The 20,433-nt window shown below is 57.3% G+C and carries 18 protein-coding genes; 10 read left to right on the forward strand and 8 right to left on the reverse strand.

Going from position 1 to position 20,433, the window contains the following annotated elements; genetic code table 11:
* Nucleotides 1-5 precede the first annotated feature (5 nt).
* Entirely contained in the window at nucleotides 6-1,049 is a 1,044-nt protein-coding gene (locus ASF29_RS20725; protein ID WP_062452559.1) for an aldo/keto reductase, read from the reverse strand.
* A gap of 222 nt (nucleotides 1,050-1,271) precedes the next feature.
* Between ASF29_RS20725 and fabD the strand changes: the two genes are divergently transcribed.
* The 7 genes from fabD to gmk all read left to right on the forward strand — a co-directional run bounded on the left by fabD (nucleotide 1,272) and on the right by gmk (nucleotide 8,097).
* Nucleotides 1,272-2,216, forward strand: a complete 945-nt coding sequence (fabD, locus tag ASF29_RS20730; RefSeq protein ID WP_062452560.1) for an ACP S-malonyltransferase — start codon at nucleotides 1,272-1,274, stop codon at nucleotides 2,214-2,216.
* A gap of 27 nt (nucleotides 2,217-2,243) precedes the next feature.
* Nucleotides 2,244-2,981 (forward strand): 3-oxoacyl-[acyl-carrier-protein] reductase, encoded by a 738-nt coding sequence (fabG, locus tag ASF29_RS20735; RefSeq protein ID WP_062452561.1) that lies wholly within the window; start codon nucleotides 2,244-2,246, stop codon nucleotides 2,979-2,981.
* Between the two features lie 286 nt (nucleotides 2,982-3,267).
* Nucleotides 3,268-3,504: an acyl carrier protein gene (locus ASF29_RS20740; protein ID WP_006727438.1), complete on the forward strand. Its 237-nt coding sequence runs from the start codon at nucleotides 3,268-3,270 to the stop codon at nucleotides 3,502-3,504.
* A 238-nt stretch (nucleotides 3,505-3,742) separates the two neighbouring features.
* Nucleotides 3,743-5,005: a beta-ketoacyl-ACP synthase II gene (gene fabF, locus ASF29_RS20750; RefSeq protein WP_062452563.1), complete on the forward strand. Its 1,263-nt coding sequence runs from the start codon at nucleotides 3,743-3,745 to the stop codon at nucleotides 5,003-5,005.
* A gap of 244 nt (nucleotides 5,006-5,249) precedes the next feature.
* The gene (gene mltG / locus ASF29_RS20755) at nucleotides 5,250-6,473 is read left to right on the forward strand and encodes an endolytic transglycosylase MltG (RefSeq protein ID WP_062452564.1); all 1,224 of its coding nucleotides are present in this window, start codon (nucleotides 5,250-5,252) and stop codon (nucleotides 6,471-6,473) included.
* 57 nt (nucleotides 6,474-6,530) lie between these two features.
* Nucleotides 6,531-7,418 (forward strand): YicC/YloC family endoribonuclease, encoded by an 888-nt coding sequence (locus ASF29_RS20760; RefSeq protein ID WP_062452565.1) that lies wholly within the window; start codon nucleotides 6,531-6,533, stop codon nucleotides 7,416-7,418.
* 4 nt (nucleotides 7,419-7,422) lie between these two features.
* Nucleotides 7,423-8,097: a guanylate kinase gene (gmk, locus tag ASF29_RS20765; protein ID WP_062452566.1), complete on the forward strand. Its 675-nt coding sequence runs from the start codon at nucleotides 7,423-7,425 to the stop codon at nucleotides 8,095-8,097.
* Between the two features lie 126 nt (nucleotides 8,098-8,223).
* Here gmk and rsmA read toward each other — a convergent pair whose 3' ends face one another.
* The 6 genes from rsmA to lptF all read right to left on the reverse strand — a co-directional run bounded on the left by rsmA (nucleotide 8,224) and on the right by lptF (nucleotide 15,956).
* Nucleotides 8,224-9,069: a 16S rRNA (adenine(1518)-N(6)/adenine(1519)-N(6))-dimethyltransferase RsmA gene (gene rsmA, locus ASF29_RS20770; RefSeq protein WP_062452567.1), complete on the reverse strand. Its 846-nt coding sequence runs from the start codon at nucleotides 9,067-9,069 to the stop codon at nucleotides 8,224-8,226.
* Nucleotides 9,069-10,088 carry a 4-hydroxythreonine-4-phosphate dehydrogenase PdxA gene (pdxA, locus tag ASF29_RS20775; protein ID WP_062452568.1) on the reverse strand — a complete coding sequence of 340 codons (1,020 nt, stop codon included), beginning with the start codon at nucleotides 10,086-10,088 and terminating at the stop codon, nucleotides 9,069-9,071. Before pdxA ends, rsmA begins: the two co-directional genes overlap by 1 nt.
* 11 nt (nucleotides 10,089-10,099) lie before the next feature.
* On the reverse strand, nucleotides 10,100-11,044 hold the full coding sequence (locus ASF29_RS20780; RefSeq protein WP_062452569.1) for a peptidylprolyl isomerase: 945 nt from the start codon (nucleotides 11,042-11,044) through the stop codon (nucleotides 10,100-10,102).
* 285 nt (nucleotides 11,045-11,329) lie between these two features.
* Nucleotides 11,330-13,702 carry an LPS-assembly protein LptD gene (locus ASF29_RS20785; RefSeq protein ID WP_062452570.1) on the reverse strand — a complete coding sequence of 791 codons (2,373 nt, stop codon included), beginning with the start codon at nucleotides 13,700-13,702 and terminating at the stop codon, nucleotides 11,330-11,332.
* Nucleotides 13,702-14,790 (reverse strand): LPS export ABC transporter permease LptG, encoded by a 1,089-nt coding sequence (lptG, locus tag ASF29_RS20790; protein ID WP_062452571.1) that lies wholly within the window; start codon nucleotides 14,788-14,790, stop codon nucleotides 13,702-13,704. Before lptG ends, ASF29_RS20785 begins: the two co-directional genes overlap by 1 nt.
* Nucleotides 14,787-15,956: an LPS export ABC transporter permease LptF gene (gene lptF, locus ASF29_RS20795; protein ID WP_062452572.1), complete on the reverse strand. Its 1,170-nt coding sequence runs from the start codon at nucleotides 15,954-15,956 to the stop codon at nucleotides 14,787-14,789. The genes lptG and lptF overlap by 4 nt, the downstream gene beginning before the upstream one ends.
* A 274-nt stretch (nucleotides 15,957-16,230) precedes the next feature.
* On the opposite strand from lptF, the gene ASF29_RS20800 reads away from it, so the two are divergent.
* From ASF29_RS20800 to ASF29_RS20810, 3 genes are all read left to right on the forward strand, one after another.
* Nucleotides 16,231-17,721: a leucyl aminopeptidase gene (locus tag ASF29_RS20800; protein ID WP_062452643.1), complete on the forward strand. Its 1,491-nt coding sequence runs from the start codon at nucleotides 16,231-16,233 to the stop codon at nucleotides 17,719-17,721.
* Between the two features lie 32 nt (nucleotides 17,722-17,753).
* Nucleotides 17,754-18,203: a DNA polymerase III subunit chi gene (locus tag ASF29_RS20805; RefSeq protein ID WP_062452644.1), complete on the forward strand. Its 450-nt coding sequence runs from the start codon at nucleotides 17,754-17,756 to the stop codon at nucleotides 18,201-18,203.
* Between the two features lie 80 nt (nucleotides 18,204-18,283).
* Nucleotides 18,284-19,267 (forward strand): sensor domain-containing diguanylate cyclase, encoded by a 984-nt coding sequence (locus ASF29_RS20810; protein ID WP_244473618.1) that lies wholly within the window; start codon nucleotides 18,284-18,286, stop codon nucleotides 19,265-19,267.
* Nucleotides 19,268-19,286: 19 nt separating this feature from the next.
* Here the strand turns inward: ASF29_RS20810 and ASF29_RS20815 are convergent, their stop codons facing one another.
* Nucleotides 19,287-20,213, reverse strand: a complete 927-nt coding sequence (locus tag ASF29_RS20815) for a Gfo/Idh/MocA family oxidoreductase (protein WP_062452574.1) — start codon at nucleotides 20,211-20,213, stop codon at nucleotides 19,287-19,289.
* Nucleotides 20,214-20,433 lie beyond the last annotated feature (220 nt).

Raw genomic sequence — 20,433 nt, forward strand, 5'->3', positions numbered from 1 at the left:
TTTACTCAGATCGGCATCGGGTACTGTCGGTGAATATCCGCAATGCCTTTCAGCACTTCGTCCGAAAGCTTGACATCAGCCGCTGCGATATCCGTCTTCAACTGTTCCATGGTCGTCGCGCCAATAATGGAGGACGCCATGAAGGGACGTGCGAGCGTAAACGCGATGGCGAGTTGGGCCGGATCGATGCCGTGTTCGTAGGCGAGTTCGAGATATTCCTTTACTGGGGCTTCCTGCAACGGCTGTAAGCGACCGCCGATATCCTTGTTGATCGAACCGCGTGAGCCTTCCGGGCGGGCGCCGCTCTGGTATTTGCCGGTCAGAATGCCGCCAGCCAGTGGGGAATAGGCCAGAAGCCCGACATTCTCGTGGTGCGCGACTTCGGCCAGGTCGAGATCGAAGGAGCGATAGAGCAGGTTATATTCATTCTGAATGGAGGCGACGCGAGGCAGGCCGTTGGCTTCGGCGATGTCGATATATTTCTGCGTACCCCATGCGCTTTCATTGGAAAGGCCGATGGCGCGGATTTTGCCCGCCTTGACCAGTTCGCCCAGCGTTTCCAGCTTTTCGGTGATTTCGGACAGTGTCTTTTCGGTGTTCTGCGTCGAGGCGTCGAAACCCCACACGCCACGGAAATGATATGTACCGCGGTTGGGCCAATGGATCTGGTAAAGGTCGATATAGTCGGTTTTCAACCTGGTCAGGCTGCTGTCCACCGCTTCGCGAATGGATGCGGCGTCGATTTCGCGTCCGCCCCTGATGTAATCGCGACCGGAGCCTGCGACCTTGGTGGCGAGAACGACGTCTTTGCGTTTGCCGGTCTTCTGGAACCAAGTGCCGATATATTGCTCGGTGCGACCCTGCGTTTCGGCAGAGACGGGCGTGGTTGGATAAAGCTCTGCTGTATCGAAGAAATTCACCCCTTGCTCAACGGCGTAGTCCATTTGCTCATGGGCTTCGGCCTCGGTGTTCTGCGTACCCCACGTCATCGTGCCGAGGCAGATTTCGGACACGGAGATGCCCGTGCGACCCAACTTATTTTGTTTCATGAAAAATCTCGCTCACTTGGAAGGTGGGTTGAACGTAGTATCGAATTGCGGCAGCGCAAGAAAAAATATTCTCCTTCATCTCTGTGGATGAGGCCGCCGAAAAACCGTCCAAAATGCCTCTAAAAGGCGGAAAGCCTTGACTTCCGAGGCTGGAATGTGAATGGAAAACGCTAATTTGAAGGGAAGCCGGAGAAACCGGCCAAAAAAGAAAGACCATATCCCATGGCTATAGCATTCACTTTTCCGGGGCAGGGCAGCCAGTCCGTTGGCATGGGCAAGGAGCTTGCCGACAATTTCGCGGAGGCTCGTGCGGTCTTCGAAGAGGTTGACGACTCGCTCGGTCACAAGCTTTCCGACATCATGTGGAACGGCCCGGAAGAGACATTGACCCTGACGGCAAATGCCCAGCCTGCATTGATGGCCGTATCGGTAGCCGTCATGCGTGTTCTGGAAGCCCGTGGTTTGAAACTGGCAGACAAGGTTTCCTATGTCGCCGGCCATTCGCTCGGCGAATATTCCGCGCTGTGCGCCGCTGGAACCTTTTCGGTTTCCGATACTGCCCGCCTTTTGCGAATTCGCGGCAATGCCATGCAGGCTGCTGTTCCCGTGGGTGAGGGCGCCATGGCTGCTATCATCGGTCTGGAGCATTGCGATGTGGATGCGATCTGCAGCCAAGCCGCGACGGGTGGTGTGTGCCAGATTGCTAACGATAATGGCGGTGGTCAGATCGTCATCTCCGGATCGAAGGCTGCTGTGGAACAGGCTGCCGCACTGGCAACGGAGAAAGGTGCCAAGCGTGCCATCATGCTACCGGTTTCCGCACCCTTCCATTCCGCGTTGATGGTATCCGCCGCCGATGCGATGCGCGATGCGCTGGCGAGTGTACAAAAGCAGAGCCCCTGTGTGCCCCTGGTTGCCAATGTTCTCGCCGCGCCGGTTTCCGATGCGGACGAGATCGCCAAACTTCTTGTGGAGCAGGTGACGGGCCAGGTCCGCTGGCGCGAAACCGTCGAGTGGTTCGCAGCAAACAACGTGACCACGCTTTACGAAATCGGCTCCGGCAAGGTGCTGACCGGGCTTGCCCGCCGCATCGACAAGACGGTAAGCGGCATCTCCATCAATACACCTGCCGACATCGACGCTGCACTTCAAACGCTTCTCGGCTGATCCCTGAGACAAGAAAGGACGAACACGATGTTTGATCTGACCGGCCGCAAGGCTCTCATCACCGGCGCAACCGGCGGCATCGGCGAAGAAATCGCCCGCACGCTGCATGCGCAGGGCGCAACTGTGGGCCTGCACGGCACCCGCGTCGAAAAGCTCGAAGCGCTGGCGGCGGAACTCGGAGAGCGCGCCCATATCTTTCCGGCAAATCTGGCCGACCGCGCCGAGGTCAAGGCGCTGGGCGAAAAGGCGGAAGCCGAACTGGGTGGCGTCGATATTCTTGTCAACAACGCCGGTATCACCAAGGATGGTCTGTTCGTTCGCATGAGCGACGAGGACTGGGACAATGTCATCGAAGTCAACCTGACCTCGATGTTCCGTCTGACGCGAGAGCTGACGCATCCCATGATGCGCCGCCGTTTCGGTCGCATCATCAACATCACGTCCATCGTCGGCGTCACCGGCAATCCCGGTCAGGCCAACTACTGCGCCTCCAAGGCCGGAATGATCGGTTTTTCCAAGTCGCTGGCCCAGGAAATTGCCACCCGCAACGTGACCGTTAACTGCGTGGCTCCGGGTTTCATCGAAAGTGCCATGACGGGCAAGCTGAACGATAAGCAGAAAGACGCCATCATGGGTGCCATTCCCATGAAGCGCATGGGCACCGGCGCAGAAATTGCATCCGCTGTCTTGTATCTCGCATCGAGCGAAGCAAGCTACATGACGGGCCAGACTTTGCACGTCAACGGCGGCATGGCGATGATTTGACAATCGTCTTTCGCATGTCCGGACGAGAAAAATTGCCTGTAGAGCAAGATGGTTAGCACTATTTTAAGGCTTTTTTCTCCCTGGAAACCGTGTTAAGCGGGCGAAGACTGTGAACAGTCGTCCCGGAAACAAAAGCGACCGTTGCGATTTCGTAGCGTGATGTTTAGCTTGATCCGGGTTGAACGGGTTTGCCCACGGCGCGTCATTGAAAGGCGCTTGGGGGTTTTAACAGGGCAGGGTGTCTGAACAGGGCATTCCTTTCAAAGTAAAGGTCGAGGAAACCGACATGAGCGATATCGCAGAACGCGTAAAGAAAATTGTAGTTGATCATCTTGGCGTTGACGCCGAAAAAGTCGTTGAAGGCGCAAGCTTCATCGACGATCTGGGCGCTGACTCGCTCGACACCGTTGAACTGGTTATGGCGTTCGAAGAAGAATTCGGCGTTGAAATTCCAGACGACGCAGCTGACTCGATCCTCACTGTAGGCGACGCTGTCAAGTTCATCGAAAAGGCACAGGCCTGATCGTTTGATATGAAAAGGGAAGGCGTCAGCCTTCCCGATATGGCCCGGCTAGTCCGGGCCAATATTTTATCTTGCGACGTCTTGGCGTCGACCGGGCCGTTACGGGTCCTGAGCGCTCGCTTCGATCAAGGCGGTGTGCGTTCGAATAATGGAATACCCGCATTGCCCCTTGCGAAAATCGCTTCCGGTTTTAGGGTCGATGCGGTAGCGATGATAGGGTAAGGGCGGAGCATTGGCGATGAGACGTGTCGTTATCACCGGTACCGGCATGGTATCTCCTCTTGGCTGTGGAACGGAAATCACCTGGGAACGCCTGCTGGCTGGCCAGAATGGTGCACGGCTTGTCACTGAATTCGAGGTGGACGACCTCCCCGCAAAAATCGCCTGCCGCATTCCCGTCGGCGATGGTTCCAATGGAACCTTCAATGCCGATGACTGGATGGAGCCGAAAGAACAGCGTAAAGTCGATCCGTTCATCGTTTATGGCATGGCCGCCGCCGAAATGGCGTTGAACGACGCAGGCTGGCACCCCGAAACCGACGAAGACCAGATCATGACCGGCGTGCTGATCGGCTCGGGTATCGGCGGCCTCGAAGGTATCGTCGAGGCGGGCTATACGTTGCGCGACAAGGGTCCGCGTCGTATCTCGCCCTTCTTCATTCCCGGTCGTCTGATCAATCTTATTTCCGGCCAGGTTTCCATCCGCCACAAGCTGCGCGGACCGAACCATTCGGTCGTCACGGCCTGCTCCACCGGCGCACACGCCATTGGCGACGCGGCTCGCCTGATCATGCTCGGTGATGCCGACGTCATGGTTGCAGGTGGTGCGGAATCGCCCGTGTGCCGTATTTCGCTTGCCGGTTTTGCTGCGTGCAAGGCGCTCTCCACCCAACACAATGACGATCCGCAAAAAGCCTCGCGGCCCTATGACCGTGATCGTGACGGCTTCGTCATGGGTGAGGGTGCGGGTATCGTCGTTCTGGAAGAGCTGGAACATGCAAAGGCGCGCGGCGCGAAAATCTATGCAGAAGTCGTGGGCTACGGCCTGTCGGGCGATGCGTTTCACATCACGGCCCCGTCCGAAGATGGTGAAGGTGCTTATCGCTGCATGTCGATGGCGCTGAAGCGTGCCGGTCTGACCGCTGCCGATATCGACTATATCAACGCCCATGGCACCTCGACCATGGCGGACACCATCGAATTGGGTGCGGTCGAGAGGCTGGTAGGCGACGCGGCGTCGAAGATTTCCATGTCGTCCACCAAGTCGGCGACCGGCCATCTTCTCGGTGCGGCCGGTGCGATCGAAGCGATTTTCGCAACACTCGCCATCCGCGACAATATCGTGCCGCCAACTCTTAATCTCGACAATCCCGACGTCGAGACGGCCATCGATCTGGTGCCGCATACAGCGCGCAAGCGCCCCGTCAACGTGGCGCTGTCCAACTCATTCGGGTTTGGCGGCACCAATGCGTCGCTGGTGCTTCGCCGTTACGAAGCCTAAGTCGAACGGCCCTTGCCGTTTCGTCAGGAATCGCCGACAAGGTCTCATCCCGGTGTCATTGCCGGGATCGTCGTCTATGCTGCCCTTTTGGACAGTGTTTTACCGGAAGCGCCTGCTTTGTCCGTCGTGTGGACAGGCATGAAGTTTCCCTGTGTACCGAGTGCAGAATAGCCTGCCGAACCTGTTTTTGCCGCATTGCCTGCTCAAATAAGCCGCTGTAATGCCGAACTGAAAAGGACCGCCGGTGAGCGATACGAGAGAGAACAATCAGGCCCCCCAAGGACGTGAGAGCTCCGGTGAGAGCAAGGGCGGCCCGATCATTCCGAAATCTCCGACAGAGGCTTTGAGACCCGAGAGAGTTCCAGCCCCGCCGAAACGCTCCCGCAAGGCGCATAGCCAGGTCGTCATATTCCTCAATTTTCTCATGACGCTGATCGTTGCGGTCTGCGTCGTAGCGGTCGTTGGCTTCTACTACATGATCCACGCGTTTCATGAGCCAGGCCCGCTCGAAACCAACAAGACGATCACGGTTCGTAATGGTGCTGGCCTGGCGGAAATCGCCAGCAGCCTGGAGCGGGACGGCGCTATTTCCAATGCCCGTATCTTCCGCCTTATGGCTGATCGGTATCTGACCCCAGGGCAGACGCCAAAACCCGGTGAATATGAAATCAAGGCCCGCACCCCCATGAAGGATATTCTGGGGCTGCTGGAATCCGGTAAATCCATTCTCTATTCGGTTTCGATGCCGGAGGGGCTGACGGTGAAGCAGATGTTTGCCCGCCTGGCCGCAGACCCGGTTCTGGAAGGCGATCTGCCGGCCCAGTTGCCTGCCGAGGGAACCTTGCGTCCGGACACCTATCCTTTCACGCGCGGTACCAAGCGCGAAGAGGTCGTCAGCCAGATGCGTGCGGCGCAGGCAAGGCTCATCCAGTCGATCTGGGAACGCCGCGATCCTGATCTGCCGATCAAGACCATGGAGGAGTTCGTCACTCTGGCGTCCATTGTGGAAAAGGAAACCGGCAAGGACGACGAGCGCGGCCATGTCGCATCGGTGTTCTACAATCGCATGAAAAAGAACATGCGCCTGCAATCAGACCCGACGATCATCTACGGTCTGTTCGGAGGTGAGGGAAAGCCCGCTGACAGGCCTATCTACCAGTCCGATTTGCAGAAAGAGACACCGTTCAACACCTATATCATTCGCGGCTTGCCACCGCATCCGATCGCCAATCCGGGTCGCGCAGCGCTGGAAGCGACCGCCAATCCCTGGCGGACGGACGATCTGTATTTCGTGGCGGATGGCACAGGCGGTCATACCTTCGCCAAGACGTTGGACGAGCACAACGCCAATGTCCGTCGCTGGCGCAAGATCGAGGCCGAAAGAGCCGCATCCGGTGCGACACCGGAAGGTGTGGTGGACGGCCAGCCCGATGGTGCCCAGGCAGAGCGTCCATCGACGAGAAACTGATTTGATGAAATGCCGTCGCCCCATCGGGGCGACAGCTTTTTGTTTCGGGGGTATTTTATGACATTACAGTCCATGACGGGCTTTGCCCGTAGCGAAGGGTCATGTGGGCGCTATCGATGGGCCTGGGAACTCCGCTCCGTCAACGGCAAGGGTTTGGACCTTCGTCTTCGGCTTCCGCCAGGCATGGAAGCGCTAGAAACGGAACTGCGGGAGATCGCATCCAGAAGCCTGACGCGCGGCAATATTCAGGCGGGGCTTAGCCTGTCTGCCTCGGAAGCGAAGATGGAGGCGGTGGTCAACCGCGACGCGCTGGATGCGGTGCTGGCCTTGAAGCGCGATCTTGGCGACACGATCAGTGACGCGCCCCTCAGTTTCGATACACTGCTGTCCGTGCGTGGCCTTGTCGAATTCCGTGAGCCAGAAGAAAGCACGGATGCTCAGGACGTTCGCAACCGCGACATCGCCACAGGTTTTGCAACCGCCATCGATGCTCTGAAGGCCATGCGCGAACGCGAGGGTGCAGCCCTTTTTGCCGTTCTTTCCGGCCAAATCGACAAAATTGAACAGCTGACTGCGATCATTGAAGCGGATCCCTCGCGCCAGCCGGCGCAAGTGCGTACCCGCCTCGCTGCCCAGATTGCGCTGATCGCAGACGGTAATGCAGGACTTGATAGCGACCGACTGCATGCAGAAGCGGTTCTGTTGGCCACCAAGGCTGATTTGCGTGAAGAAATTGACCGCTTGAACGGACATGTCGCTGCAGCCAGAGAGCTGTTGAACAGCGGTGTGCCTGTAGGCCGCAAGCTCGATTTTCTTGCACAGGAATTTAACCGGGAGTCGAATACAATCTGTTCCAAATCCAACGCCGGTGCTGTAACGGCTGCTGGTATCGAATTGAAGGTCGTGATCGATCAATTCCGCGAACAGGTTCAAAATCTGGAGTAGACTCATGGTGTCGTCAAGCGACAGTACGGTTCAGATCGCTCGAAGGGGCTTGATGCTGGTGATTTCCTCGCCGTCCGGTGCGGGAAAATCCACCATTGCGCGGACGTTGCTGGATAGAGACAAGAACATTTCGCTTTCGGTGAGTGTGACGACCAGAGCCCGCCGCCAGAGTGAAATCGACGGCATTCACTACCATTTCATTTCCAAGCGGGAGTTCGAGCGTCTTCGTGAGACCGAATCCCTGCTGGAGTGGGCAGAAGTGCACGGAAACTTCTATGGTACGCCGCGTGAGCCCGTCGAGACCGCCATGGGCGAAGGCCGCGATATGTTGTTTGATATCGACTGGCAGGGCGCCGAACAGCTTCAGGACAAGATGAAGGCGGATGTCGTCTCGATCTTCATTCTGCCGCCCACCATGACGGAATTGCAATCGCGCCTGCACCGCCGGGCGGAAGATACCGAGGATGTCATTCAGACCCGCCTTCTGAACTCACGCTCGGAAATCGAACACTGGCGCGACTACGACTACGTCATTCTCAACGACGATCTGCAAGCCGCTTTCGACGCCGTGGAAGCCATCGTCAAAGCTGAACGCGTTCGCCGCGATCGCAGGCACGGCATGTTCGATTTCGTGAGGAGCTTGCTGCAGGAAGAGCCTTCGCTGCCAACACATCTCTAGCATTTCGCTCGCTCAAGTTCTGGAGGGGTGCGCGTCCGTTCCAGTCCGCAAATGACATGCGGTATCTGTAGCCTTGTCAGGACTTGTGCGGCTTCAGATGAACCCCGCAGTGGACCAGCCTCGGGATCAGGTGCCGGGCGCTTCCAGCGTATTTGCCAGTCTTACAAACTCTTCCACAGACAGCGTTTCTGCACGCCGTGTTGGGTCGATCCCGGCTTTTTCGAGCAGCGCTTCTCCACCAATGCTTTTGACGCTTTGGCGCAACATTTTGCGGCGCTGACCGAAGGCGGCCTCCGTTACTTTTTCAAGCGTTGAGACATCGCAGGCCAGAGGTTTGTCTTTCGGTAGCAGGTGCACCACCGTGGAGGTGACTTTCGGTGGCGGGCTGAATGCCTGTGGCGGAACATCGAACGCCATTTCCGGAACCGTGCGCCAGCCTGCCAGCACGCCAAGGCGGCCGTAGTGATTATCGCCTTCCTCTGCCACGATGCGTTGACCCACTTCCTTTTGAAACATCAGCGTGAGCGAAAGCCAGAAGGGGGGCCATGTCTTCGGCAGGAGCCAGTTAACCAGCAGCTGTGTTCCGACATTATAGGGCAGGTTGGCAATGATACGGACGGGTTCTCCCTTGGGAACAAGCGTGTCGAAATCAACCTTGAGCGCATCACCCTCGATGACCTCCAGACGTCCCGGATAGTGATCCGATATTTCTGCAAGCGCAGGCAGACAGCGGCTATCGCGCTCAACCGCAATCAACTTCTTCGCACCCAGCGACAGGATCGCGCGTGTAAGCCCGCCAGGCCCTGGGCCGACCTCCACAACGGTCACGCCTTCGAGCGGACCTGCGGTCCTTGCGATCTTCTGGGTCAGGTTGAGATCGAGCAGAAAATTCTGGCCGAGTGATTTCTTCGCATCCAGACCGTGACGTTGAATAACATCACGCAGAGGCGGAAGCCCGTCGATGGCTGCCATTATGCTTTTACCTGTCGTGCGGCGATTTGAACGGCCATTTTCAGTGCTGCAACAAGGCTCGACTCATTGGCAATGCCTTGTCCTGCGATACCGAACGCTGTGCCGTGGTCCGGCGATGTGCGAATGAAGGGTAGACCCAATGTTACATTGACGGAATCGTCGAAGCCGAGTGCTTTTGCGGGAATGAGAGCCTGATCGTGATACATGCAGATGGCGACATCGTAACGTCTGCGCGCTGAATCATGGAACATCGTATCCGCGGGCAGGGGACCGAAAGCATCGATGCCTTCCTTGCGCAGCTGGATCGTGGCCGGATGGATAAGATCGCGATCTTCGGTGCCGATGGCACCGTCTTCCCCGGCGTGGGGATTGAGGCCTGCCACGGCAAGACGCGGAGCTTCGATGCCGAATTTCTCAACAAGATCGGCAGCGACGATACGGCAGGTCCGCACGATCAGCTCCTCGGTCAATGCGCTGGGAACGTCCTTGACCGGAATATGTATCGTCACGGGCACGACACGCAGTTTCGGACCTGCGATCATCATCACGGGCGAGACCGTGGTGTCCGTGAGCTTCGCTGCAAGGTCCGCCAGAAACTCTGTGTGCCCGGGAAAACCGAAGCCAGCCTCGTACAGCACGGATTTGGCAATGGGATTGGTCACGACAGCGGACGCCCTTTTCTCCACCGTCAGCGATACGGCTGTCTCAATCGCCTTGATGGTGGCTAGGGCCGCACCGACATGCGGTTGACCCGCCTGAACCTCGAAACCGACAGGAATGGGAAGTACAGGCAGGGCATCGGCGAATGCCGAGGCCGCGTCTTCCGGTTCGCAGATGTGCAGGCTGACGTCGATCCCCAGGAGATTGGCCCGGCTGGCAATCACATCGGGGTCACCAAGCAGAATAAATGGCGGCAGGCCGAGCTCGCGACGTTTTGCCCAGGCAACAATGGTGACATCGGGGCCGATCCCGGCAGGATCACCTTGGGTGAGAGCAAGAGGCAAAGACGGCAGGGTCACGAAATGCGCTTTCAGGTGCTGGTAATCTGAGCTTTCTTGCGCAGTTCATCCAGATATTTCTTGTCGTTCGGGTTTTCACCCTTGTCAGCCTTCATTAGATCCTCTGCCCGGAACACGATTTCTGCGGCATAGTCGTCAGAAACCTGCTGTTTCTTGCATACTGCGAGATACTCGACGCCCTTCTCGGTAACGCGTGTGCCCGTCGTACCGCCTTCTGAAGTCTTCTCCACCAGAGGCTTCCAATCCGGCGGCAGTTCCGGCTCCAGCGTGCGACCGAGATCCTTGATCGACACATCCAGCATGGTGGCTGCAAAGGTTCTGGCCTGCTCGCAGCCGGGGTAGCGCTTGCGGGAAGCCTCGGCTTCGGACTTGCGTTTTCCGGTAATCGAATTGCGTTTCGATTCAGGGATAACGAAGATGATCTGCTGGAGGAAATATTCTGTTGTAACCGGCTTCTGGCCACGTTCCTTGAGGCGGGTAACGAAGTCCTGAGTAGACATCCTGTTACGGCCGCCATAGCGGGCATTGACGAGGCGCGGCCAGCTCATCTGGATAGCGATGAAGGATTTGAAGTGGTCGGCGCCAACGCCGGCCTGCGACAGGACCTTGGTCAGCTGATCGGTGGTCATCTTGTTCGTAGCAGCGAAACGGGCAAAGGACGCATCGACGTCGGAGGTGCTGACCGACATTTTGACCCGGGCGATTTCTTCACGCTTCAGGGCTTCATCGATAAGCTGCTCGCGTGCCTTCTCGGCAAGATTGCCGGACTGACGTTGCAGTTTCAAGAAGGCAACGCGCCGGGCAATGTCATCGCTGGTGATCGGTGTCTTGTTGACCACGACTTTGACGGCGCTGGCGGCATGCGCCTGATGTGCTGGTAGTGCAACAATCACGGGAACTGCAAAAATCGCGAAGGCGAATGCTACGCTGCGCAACGCCGTCTTACCGAGTTTCATGCTGTTCTCTCCCTGTCGACGCCGTTGGCCAGGCCTGCGGCTTTGTTTTTGGATTTTTTCGCTTATCGGATGAAGCGGATCGATCCGCTCGTCAACCAGCAAAGTCCATTTTGTTACAGTTTGTGTGTGAACGCGACCGTCTATACCACCGGATCGAAGGAAACGGCAATCGCGTGTGGGAAAAACACTGCAGTTATCTTACGGCAAAACGGTGGCAACGACTATGTCTTCGGATCACGACGGATAAACAAGAACGGCGGAGTTTTCACCCCGCCGCGATCTCGATTAGAAATTATTCGGCTTCCAACCGATATCGGCATCATCCCAGTCCGTGCTGGCCGAGCCTACGCTGATGTCGCCCAATGTACGGAATGCGAGGCGCGCATTGATCGACCAGTCATTCGCAGACTCGTTTACAGCGTTGATGCTGCCTTCGTCGGAATAGCTGACGGTGAAGATCGTGCACTCGTCCTGGTAAAGAATGCCGATGCGGCGTTCGCTGGAGAACTTGTTGTTGATATCGTAATTGATCGCACCAAAGAGAGACCAGTTGTCATCCACACGCAACTTGCCGGACGCCTGAACGATATCCCGCTTGCGGTCATATCCGTATTCAGGCTGTGCATCGACCTGCGTATAGCTGACTTTACCCGAAACGCGATTGTCGGTGTAGGTAACTGCCGTCTCGGAACGATTGACCTCCAAGCTATCCTTGTCAAATCTCAGGCTGGAAGACAGCGACAGGCCGATCGGCGCGTCGATGGCAGCCATGACGACGTAGTCGGACCGATCTGTTTCCAGGCCCGAGTTGGCGCCTGCATTGACGAGGTCGTTGGAAGCAAAAGAGTTTTCGCCGGCAATATGGAAGGACTGCCCCGCAATCGCGCGGATGCCATATCCATTGTCGAATGTACCGTTATAGCGAAAACCGAGATTTGCCCGCGTACCACCTTCGATACGGTCGAAGCCGGAGAACTTGTCGCGCTCGAACAGGTTGGTCGCATCGAACACGAAGGCCTGCGAATCCTCGTTGGGAAGTTCACCCGCGTAAGATTCGTTCGGACGAACGAAGATTTGCGCGATAGGCTCGATGACGTGGTTGCTGTGAAGGGCAGTGAAGAGGATCGGATAACGGGCTTCAAGACCGAATGTCGCCATGCCGCGCAAGGCAGCATCATCATTGATCGTGCCGTCATAATTCAAAGACGTGCCAAAGCTGTTTGCAGACATATCCGTCCACAATGCGTCTCCGCGTGCAGCCAGAAGAGGCGTCAGGAGCAAGCCGCTGTCAAAGGTAAAGGTCCGCTTCCACTCTGCCTCAGTTGACAGACGCGTGTAGCTGCCTTCGAGGCCGTTATAACGGATGGAATTACCGAGGTTGTAGGCATCCTGATTCTGCCGCGTCAGGCTGGTGAAGTTGGTCGTCAGCGAAAGCTCGCCGCCATAAACCGGGTCCGGCATGAAGTAACGGTAGTCGAGTGCAGGATGAACGATGGCCTGCTTGCGCTCTTCCGTTTCCGAATCGTCCTTGTCCTGAACGTTGAAGTAATAAGCGTTCAGATCGAAGTTGTTACGCTCGCCAAGGCCATTAAGATAAAGCTTGTTGGTCTGGACCGAGCTTTTATAATCCTTGATGCCATAGGTGCGCGAGAAGTTGTTGTCGGTCTGCACCATGGCATCCCAGCCGAAGGCCCAGCGGGGATTAATGTTGAATTCGCCCCTGGAAGCGATCATCGCACGCGTATCGTTCAGCGAGTCGCTCGTATTGGCATCGAAATCCTTCGAGTTCTGCTGGTTGATGCCGGCAGCTCGCAATGTATGCGTTCCCATTTCGAAACGCTGACGCAACTCACCCTCGAGCAGAAGACCCTGCGAGGTATAGTAGGTTGGCGTAATCGTCATGTCTGATGTGTCAGACAGGACCTGGAAATAAGGAACGCCGATGCCGAAGCCGAGATTGTCGGTGACGCTCATGCGCGGAAACAGGAAGCCAGATTTCCGTTTTACCGTGTTGTCGGGGACCGTAATGAAAGGCAGATAGGCAATGGACTTGCCGAACAGCTCGAAACGGGCCTTCTCCAGCCGCACAGTGTGTGTCTTTCCATCCTGAATGACGCGTTCGGCTTTTACCTGCCACAAAGGCGGCTTGTCCGGGCGCTCCGCGCAGGGAAGGCAGGCCGTGTAGACACCGTTGTTGAGAACCATCACGTCCTGGGAAAGACGTTCTGCGCTCTCGCCCGCGATGCGAGTGTTGTCTGTCGTTTCCACACGAAGCGTGTTGACGAAGCCCTGGCCAAAGTCATCTGTGACATCGAGTTCGTCGGCATAGATACGGTTGCCGCCTGGCTCGATCAGTTCGATGTTGCCGCGCGCAAGAACGCGACCGGTCGACTGATTGTATTCCACGCGCTGCGCCACCATGCGGTAGCCCGTATAGTGCATGCGCACCCCACCGGTTGCGATCACGCGCTTCGAGTCACGATTATACGTCAGTTGATTTGCTGTAAGCAGGAGTTTTGATTGGTCTTGTGGGTCGCCCACGATAACGCCGTCCTCAGCAAAAACGCTGGAAGCGGTCGCCACATATGCGCACACAGCAGCCCCAGTCAGAAGGGCTGTCGCAAGCCGTCTGATATTCCCGCGGTCAAATACCGCCACTAGCCGTCCTCCTGATGAAGCAGAATGGTTGCACCTAACGCCAACGCCACGACGACTGGAACCCAGACCGCGACGAAGGGAGGGACAACCCCGCTACTCCCGAATGCCCTTACGAGCACGGTTACTACATAAAGCACGAAGCCGGAAACGATTCCACCCAGAATCACTGAACGAGACTGTGCAAAACGGCTGAACTTTAATGAAACAGTCGCGGCGATCAAGGTCATCGCCACAAGCAGAAATGGCATGGAGAGCAGGAAGTGATACTGCGTCTCGAGCGCTTTTGAGGAAATTCCGAAAGACTGAGCGACCTCGATTTTGTGAGAAAGCTCAAAGAAAGCAACGGTTTCGGGCTGCGTCAAACGCTCCTGAACGAATTCCTGTCTCAGATTGGTACTGATTCGTGCCGTCGGTTCCCGCGTTGGCACATGGCCCGGTGTGATCTCTGCGACATCGTTAAGAAGCCAGTAACCATCTTCCAACTTAGCCGACTTCGCATCCTGCCGCTTGAGGATATTGCCGGCCTTGTCGAGGTGGATGAGCACCACATCCTTGAGCAGAGTGCCATTGTCCTCGAAGCTCTTGGCGCCGATGATCGTATCTTGGCCACCGCTACTCTGGCGCAGCCAGGGCAGAACCTGCTGCTGGCGTGAAGAACCGCCCTCGTTGCGCCAGCCCGACTCGACCGCCAGCGACTTCGTCTCGCCCCAGGCTGCGATCGGGTTGAGTATGGTGACGGCAAGGATGCCGAGGATGATTGCCCCGCCTACGAAAGGCAGGATGAACTGCCAGGCGGAAATGCCCGCTGCGCGCGTCACCACGAGTTCGTAGCGACGGTTGAGGGAAATCAGCGTCGTCATGCCGACAAAGAGCGCGATGAAGGGAACCGTCTGTTGCAGGATGAGTGGAAGGCGCAAGGCCGTGAGACCGAGTGCCGCCGGAACCGAGTATCCGGGCAGTCCCGACATGCGCCGGGCAGTCTCGCTGAAATCGGCCAGGAAGATGATTGCGGAAATGCCCAGCAGGAACCAGAAGGTCGTGATGGCATAACGCTTGAGGAAGTAACGGGCGAGGGTGCCGAAGATCATGCGCTTTGTCCTCCCGAACCCGTGGCTTTGGCCGGCGAGAGCCGCTTCTGAACCTTCTGGAGCGCATTGACCAGTGCACGCGGCATCAACAGCTTCTTGCCGGTTGCCAGCAGGAAGACGGCGATCCCGCCGCTGACCACCGGAACGGCATAGACGAAGGGAATGAACGCGGCGCTCTGCTTTACCTGATTGGTGAAATAAAAGCCGAGCCAGCGCAACATGAAGGCGGTGATGAGCGCAGCCACCATGGGATGCAGCCGCGCTTCTCGGTGCGAACGGGCATCAGCGGCCACGACAAGCGAAATCAGCGCAAAGACGATCGGGAACAGCCAGTCGGACAGGCGACGATGCAGTTCGGAGCGGAAGCCGCCAGGTGACTTCTTGTAGCTTTCCACGCTTTCATCGGGTGACAGCAAGAAGGACAGGCTTGCATCGCTGGAGGAAATCGAAGGCTCGTTGTCGGATTTTTCGGACATGGTCGACAAGTCGAATGCGTAGGACAGGAACTTGACGACAGAAACCTTGCCGTCAGGTGTTTTTTGCTGCACTTCGCCATCGCGCATCGTCAGTGACGCGCCGCCTTCATCGATCATGCCTTCCTTGGCATAATAAATAAGGTCGTAATTGGGGTCGCGACGGTCTGCGACGAACAATCCACGCAGAATACGGCCCTGACGTTCGCCAATCTGTACGTAAAGTCCATCCTGAATGGTGCGGAACGTTTTTTCCTCGATGACCGATGACAGCAGGTCGGCATAGGCGGCCGCAACCATCTGCCGGGCGGCGGTGCGGGCCGGGGGCTCGGCAAAATTGGTGATGCCGAAGGAGACGAGGCTCAGAACCGTACCAAGAATGAGGATAGGTTTGAAAATGACGGATCGCGGTGCACCGGATGCGTCAATGATTGCCAGCTCGGAATCGGTGTTCATCGCGGTCAATGTCTGCGTGATGGCGATAACCAGCGCAAAAGGCAGCACGACGGGAATGAGAGTCGGCAGTAGCATGGTTGCCAAGGTCACGAACGAACCCATGGACTGGCCGGTATCGGTGACGAGATTGATTCTCTGCAGAACCTGAATCGTCCAGATAATCGCCAGAACAGGCAGCAACGCGACCAGAAACATCTGCGTCGCACGTCGCAATATGTAGCGTTCAAGAAGCGTCATTCGGTCCCTGGTACGGTGTCTTCGTGCCTGTTCCCCCCGCGGGAACGGCTTCTATCTAGCGGCAACGATCGCGAATGGCTATTCCGCACCATGCACAATTCTGTTTTGTGCGGTCATTTTTCTGAGCTCTGTGTCTTTTTGTTGAAGATGATTTTCGACGCGCCATTCTGATTGGTTCACAAAATTGACATGGCAAGATCGGATTGCAGGGTTGCGCCGGGGCCGGAAAAGGCCATGATCCGGCACATCCCGAAATACAGCGATGAGCGAGAACATGTCCGCCAAATTCGATATCTCCTTTGCCAATTCCGCCAGCCTGGAAAACGCCAGCGCCTTTTTGTTGCAGGTCGCAGGCGATAACGCGCCCGCAGGTCAGGCGCAGGTCGATCCCGGCGGCGTTCTCCCCAAGGCCATGAAGGTGGCGGGCTATGCGGCAAAGTCGATGAGCGTTCTGGATGTGCTGGCCCCACAGGGATCGGATGCAGACCGAATCGTGGTCATCGGTCTGGGCAAGCCCGCGAAGCTGACTGCGCATGACTGGCTGCGTGCCGGAGGCACCGCCGCTGCCCACTTCAAAAAGGCCGATAAGGCCGTCATCTATCTCGATGCACTTGGCACTGTCGTCGATGGCAAGGCCGCTGCCGACTTCGCGCTCGGCCTTCTCCTGCGTGCATACAGTTTTGATACCTACAAGACGAAAAAGAAAACAGACGACGACAAGACGCCCAAAAGCGTGGACGTGACCATCGTCACTGCCGCTCACGTAGAGGCAAAGACGGCATTCGAGACAGCCGAGGCCGAAGCGCAGGGCGTCATACTGGCTCGCGATCTCGTCAATCTGCCACCGAATGTTTTGGGGCCAGTTGAGTTTGCGGAAAAGGCCGAGGAGTTGAAGAAACTCGGCGTCGATGTTGAAATCCTTGGTGAAAAGGAGATGAAAAAGCTCGGAATGGGCGCGCTGCTCGGCGTGGCGCAAGGCTCCGTCCGTCCTCCGCGACTCGCCATAATGCACTGGAAGGGCGGCTCCAAGAAGGACGAGCCGATTGCTTTCGTCGGCAAGGGTGTGGTCTTCGACACAGGCGGAATTTCGCTGAAGCCGGGCGCTGGCATGGAAGACATGAAGGGCGACATGGGTGGCGCTGCTGCCGTGACGGGCCTCATGCACACGCTGGCGGCGCGCAAGGCGAAGGCAAACGTCATCGGCGTCATCGGCCTTGTGGAAAACATGCCCGACGGTAATGCGCAACGTCCGGGCGATATCGTCACCTCAATGTCCGGCCAGACCATAGAGATCATCAACACCGATGCCGAAGGCCGCCTCGTGCTGGCGGACGCGCTCTGGTACACCAATGATCGTTTCAAGCCGAAGTTCATGATCAATCTGGCGACGCTGACCGGCGCGATTACCGTGGCACTTGGCAATCTTCAGGCGGGGCTCTTCAGCAACGACGACGCATTGGCGCAACAGTTAACCCAGGCGGGCGAAACGACCCAGGAGAAGTTGTGGCGCATGCCGCTCGGCAAGGACTACGACAAGATCATCGACTCGAAATTCGCGGACATGAAGAACAGCTCGGGTCGTCTGGCCGGTTCCGTGACTGCTGCCCAGTTCCTGAAGCGTTTTGTGGGCGATACCCCGTGGGCACATCTGGATATCGCCGGCACGGCCATGGGATCGCCGCTGACCGAGATCAACCAGTCCTGGGGTTCTGGTTACGGCGTGCGTTTGCTCAACGAACTCGTCCGCGCGCATTATGAGGATTGAAGAGTGACGCAGAAGCCGGTACGGGCGTTCTGATGACAGAGATACTGTTTTACCATTTGACGGAATCGAAACTGGAAGACGCCCTGCCGCCTCTTCTGGAGAAGTCGCTGGAACGTGGCTGGAAGGTCGCGGTTCAGACGGCAGGCCAAGAGCGACGCGATGCCCTTGATGTTCATCTTTGGACCTATCGTGACGACAGTTTCATGCCACATGCCACCGACGCTTCAGAACGGGCCGCCGATCAGCCCGTTTTGCTGACGGCTGCGCCCGAAAATGCCAATGCCGCGAATGTCCGCTTCATCGTCGATGGCGCCGAGCCGCCGGCGCTCGAAAGTTATGAGCGGATCGTCTTCATGTTCGATGGCTATGATGCAGGCCAGCTTGAGGGCGCGAGGGCACAATGGAAAAGGCTGAAAGCCGAAGGTCATGTGTTGACGTATTGGCAGCAGTCACCCGAAGGTCGCTGGCAGAAGAAGGCGTAAGTGAAAGCAAAGGCGTGGTACTGGGGGGAAGCATAATGGGGCAAGTGACACCATTTTCGAATGATGAAGCCACGCGCCTGATGGTCGTGCGCGAAATATTGCCCTTGTCCGGTGAACCGGCAGAGGAACTGGCAGCGCTCTCCGGCCTCGCCAAAGACATGTTCGGGACGTCGCGGGCAGCCGTTCATATTCTCGATGACCACTGGATGCACATCGTCCATCAGGCTGGCGAACAGATCGGCGAATGCGCGCGTGATATTTCCGCCTGCAATGTCGTCGTCATGAACAACGAGACGGTGGTCATTCCCGATCTTGCTGTCGATCCGAAATGGCGTGCCATGCCTTACGTCGTGGCGAGCCCCAATATCCGGTTTTACGCAGGTACACCGATCGAACTGGAGCCGGGACTGGCCGTCGGCGCCTTCTGCCTGACGGATACCAAGCCCCGCCAATTCAGCGAAGAAGAGCAGATGAGCCTCAAGCGGTTTGCAACGCTCGCCGGTGCGTTGCTGAGACTGCAGCGCGCGAACTTCACGATGAGCCTTGCACAACGCGAGTTACGGGATGCGGCTATGACCGATCCGCTGACGGGTTTCTTCAATCGCACGGCACTGGAGCTTGTTGTCGACGACCAGCTTGGCGAGGCGCTTCGCGGCAATGGCACATTCGGTGCGCTCTATCTCGATATGGATGGCTTCAAAGCCATCAACGATACACTCGGACACGCTGCAGGTGACGCGGTTCTACAAGAATCGGCAAACCGCATCCGCGCATCGATTCGGACGCAGGATACCGTCGTCCGCATGGGCGGAGACGAGTTTGCGATCTTCGTTCCCAATCCCCAGGCACCGGAAACGCTTGAGAAAATAGCCGAACGGTTGTTGATCGCGTTTCGCGATCCCTTCCACATCGACGGCAGTCAGGTCGTGGCAAATCTGAGTATTGGCGGTGCACTTGCGCCGCAGGCAGGCGCGGACAGATCCACATTGTTGCAGCGAGTGGATGAGGCGCTTTATCAAGCCAAAAAAGAAGGGCGCAACCGTTTTATCAGTCGCACCCTCTGATATTTCCAGTCGAACCAGATCAGTCGAAGAACGAGTCCACGAATTTGTGGCGGCCGAGAAGGAAAGCGTCGGCAACGTGCATGAGGGGCGCGAGGTCCACGTCGGACGTGCCAGATTTGATGATCTCGGCGAAGCGTTCGTAAAGGGCAGGGTACTCACGCTCCGGCTCAGCCATTTTCAGGTCACCATTGATGGAAAGCTTCGCGCCGCCTTCCGACAGGACCATCTGCCCGGCGTCGGTTTCAGCGATGATGTCCCAGCTCTGTTTGCCGGTCTGGCGCCAGTCGAATTCGGCATGGACCTGCAACTGCGTCACGTCCGAAAAGCGGATATCGGCAGCAATCGGCGCATCGCGATTCTCAGGGAATTCAAGCGTCGCCTTGGTGATGAACAGCGCGCGCGGCAAGATGTGGGTGATGATCGACAGGGCATTGATGCCGGGATCGAACACACCGAGACCACCCGCCTGCCAGATCCAGTCCTGATTGGGATGCCAGTGTCGAACGTCTTCCTTCCAGATGACGTGGACGCTGTTGATTTTGGTCGAAGCCAGAAAGCTTTTGGCGGCTTCTACGGCAGGCGCGTAACGTGAGTGCCAGCTGGCAAACAGCGAAAGTCCCTTGGAATCGGCCAGACGCACCAGATCCTGAACTTCCGACAGCGTCGCACCCGGTGGCTTTTCAAGGAAGACATGCTTGCCAGCGTTCAAAGCAGCGAAGGCAGCGGTGTAGCGATACTGCGGCGGCATGCAGAGCGAAACGGCCTGCACATCCGGCGCTGCGTCCAGCAGCGCTTCGATAGTGCCGTAGGATGGAACGCCATCCACCGTGCCATGGCGGCTGGCGGTGGCGACCAGATCGAAATCCGGATTGGCTGCAATGGCTGGAAGGTGCTGATCGCGAACGATTTTGCCAACGCCGACGATGGCGAGCTTGGTAGCTGACATGAAAAGAGAACCCGTCTGAATGTTTCACTCGAATAATAGTACTTTATCGAGTTCTAGCAGAAACCCAGACGTCGGCAAGGGTGCTGCGTATAGTAGGTGACGCTGCGGATTCTAAAGGCTGTGGGCTGATATCATCCTCCCTCATTCCTGTGCTTGTCACGGGAATCCAGCCAGCCCAAGTCGTGGGCTGAAAAGACTTCTCTCCGCCGCGCAGACGCGC

Source organism: Rhizobium sp. Leaf262, assembly GCF_001422245.1.
In the GTDB taxonomy this organism is placed as follows: domain Bacteria; phylum Pseudomonadota; class Alphaproteobacteria; order Rhizobiales; family Rhizobiaceae; genus Agrobacterium.

Bases quoted from the DNA above. Each gene is read 5' to 3' on its own strand.
- ASF29_RS20725 (WP_062452559.1), bottom strand. From the start codon at position 1,049: ATGAAACAAAATAAGTTGGGTCGCACGGGCATCTCCGTGTCCGAAATC.
- fabD (WP_062452560.1), top strand. From the start codon at position 1,272: ATGGCTATAGCATTCACTTTTCCGGGGCAGGGCAGCCAGTCCGTTGGC.
- fabG (WP_062452561.1), top strand. From the start codon at position 2,244: ATGTTTGATCTGACCGGCCGCAAGGCTCTCATCACCGGCGCAACCGGC.
- ASF29_RS20740 (WP_006727438.1), top strand. From the start codon at position 3,268: ATGAGCGATATCGCAGAACGCGTAAAGAAAATTGTAGTTGATCATCTT.
- fabF (WP_062452563.1), top strand. From the start codon at position 3,743: ATGAGACGTGTCGTTATCACCGGTACCGGCATGGTATCTCCTCTTGGC.
- ASF29_RS20760 (WP_062452565.1), top strand. From the start codon at position 6,531: ATGACATTACAGTCCATGACGGGCTTTGCCCGTAGCGAAGGGTCATGT.
- gmk (WP_062452566.1), top strand. From the start codon at position 7,423: ATGGTGTCGTCAAGCGACAGTACGGTTCAGATCGCTCGAAGGGGCTTG.
- rsmA (WP_062452567.1), bottom strand. From the start codon at position 9,069: ATGGCAGCCATCGACGGGCTTCCGCCTCTGCGTGATGTTATTCAACGT.
- ASF29_RS20780 (WP_062452569.1), bottom strand. From the start codon at position 11,044: ATGAAACTCGGTAAGACGGCGTTGCGCAGCGTAGCATTCGCCTTCGCG.
- lptG (WP_062452571.1), bottom strand. From the start codon at position 14,790: ATGATCTTCGGCACCCTCGCCCGTTACTTCCTCAAGCGTTATGCCATC.
- lptF (WP_062452572.1), bottom strand. From the start codon at position 15,956: ATGACGCTTCTTGAACGCTACATATTGCGACGTGCGACGCAGATGTTT.
- ASF29_RS20800 (WP_062452643.1), top strand. From the start codon at position 16,231: ATGTCCGCCAAATTCGATATCTCCTTTGCCAATTCCGCCAGCCTGGAA.
- ASF29_RS20805 (WP_062452644.1), top strand. From the start codon at position 17,754: ATGACAGAGATACTGTTTTACCATTTGACGGAATCGAAACTGGAAGAC.
- ASF29_RS20810 (WP_244473618.1), top strand. From the start codon at position 18,284: ATGGTCGTGCGCGAAATATTGCCCTTGTCCGGTGAACCGGCAGAGGAA.
- ASF29_RS20815 (WP_062452574.1), bottom strand. From the start codon at position 20,213: ATGTCAGCTACCAAGCTCGCCATCGTCGGCGTTGGCAAAATCGTTCGC.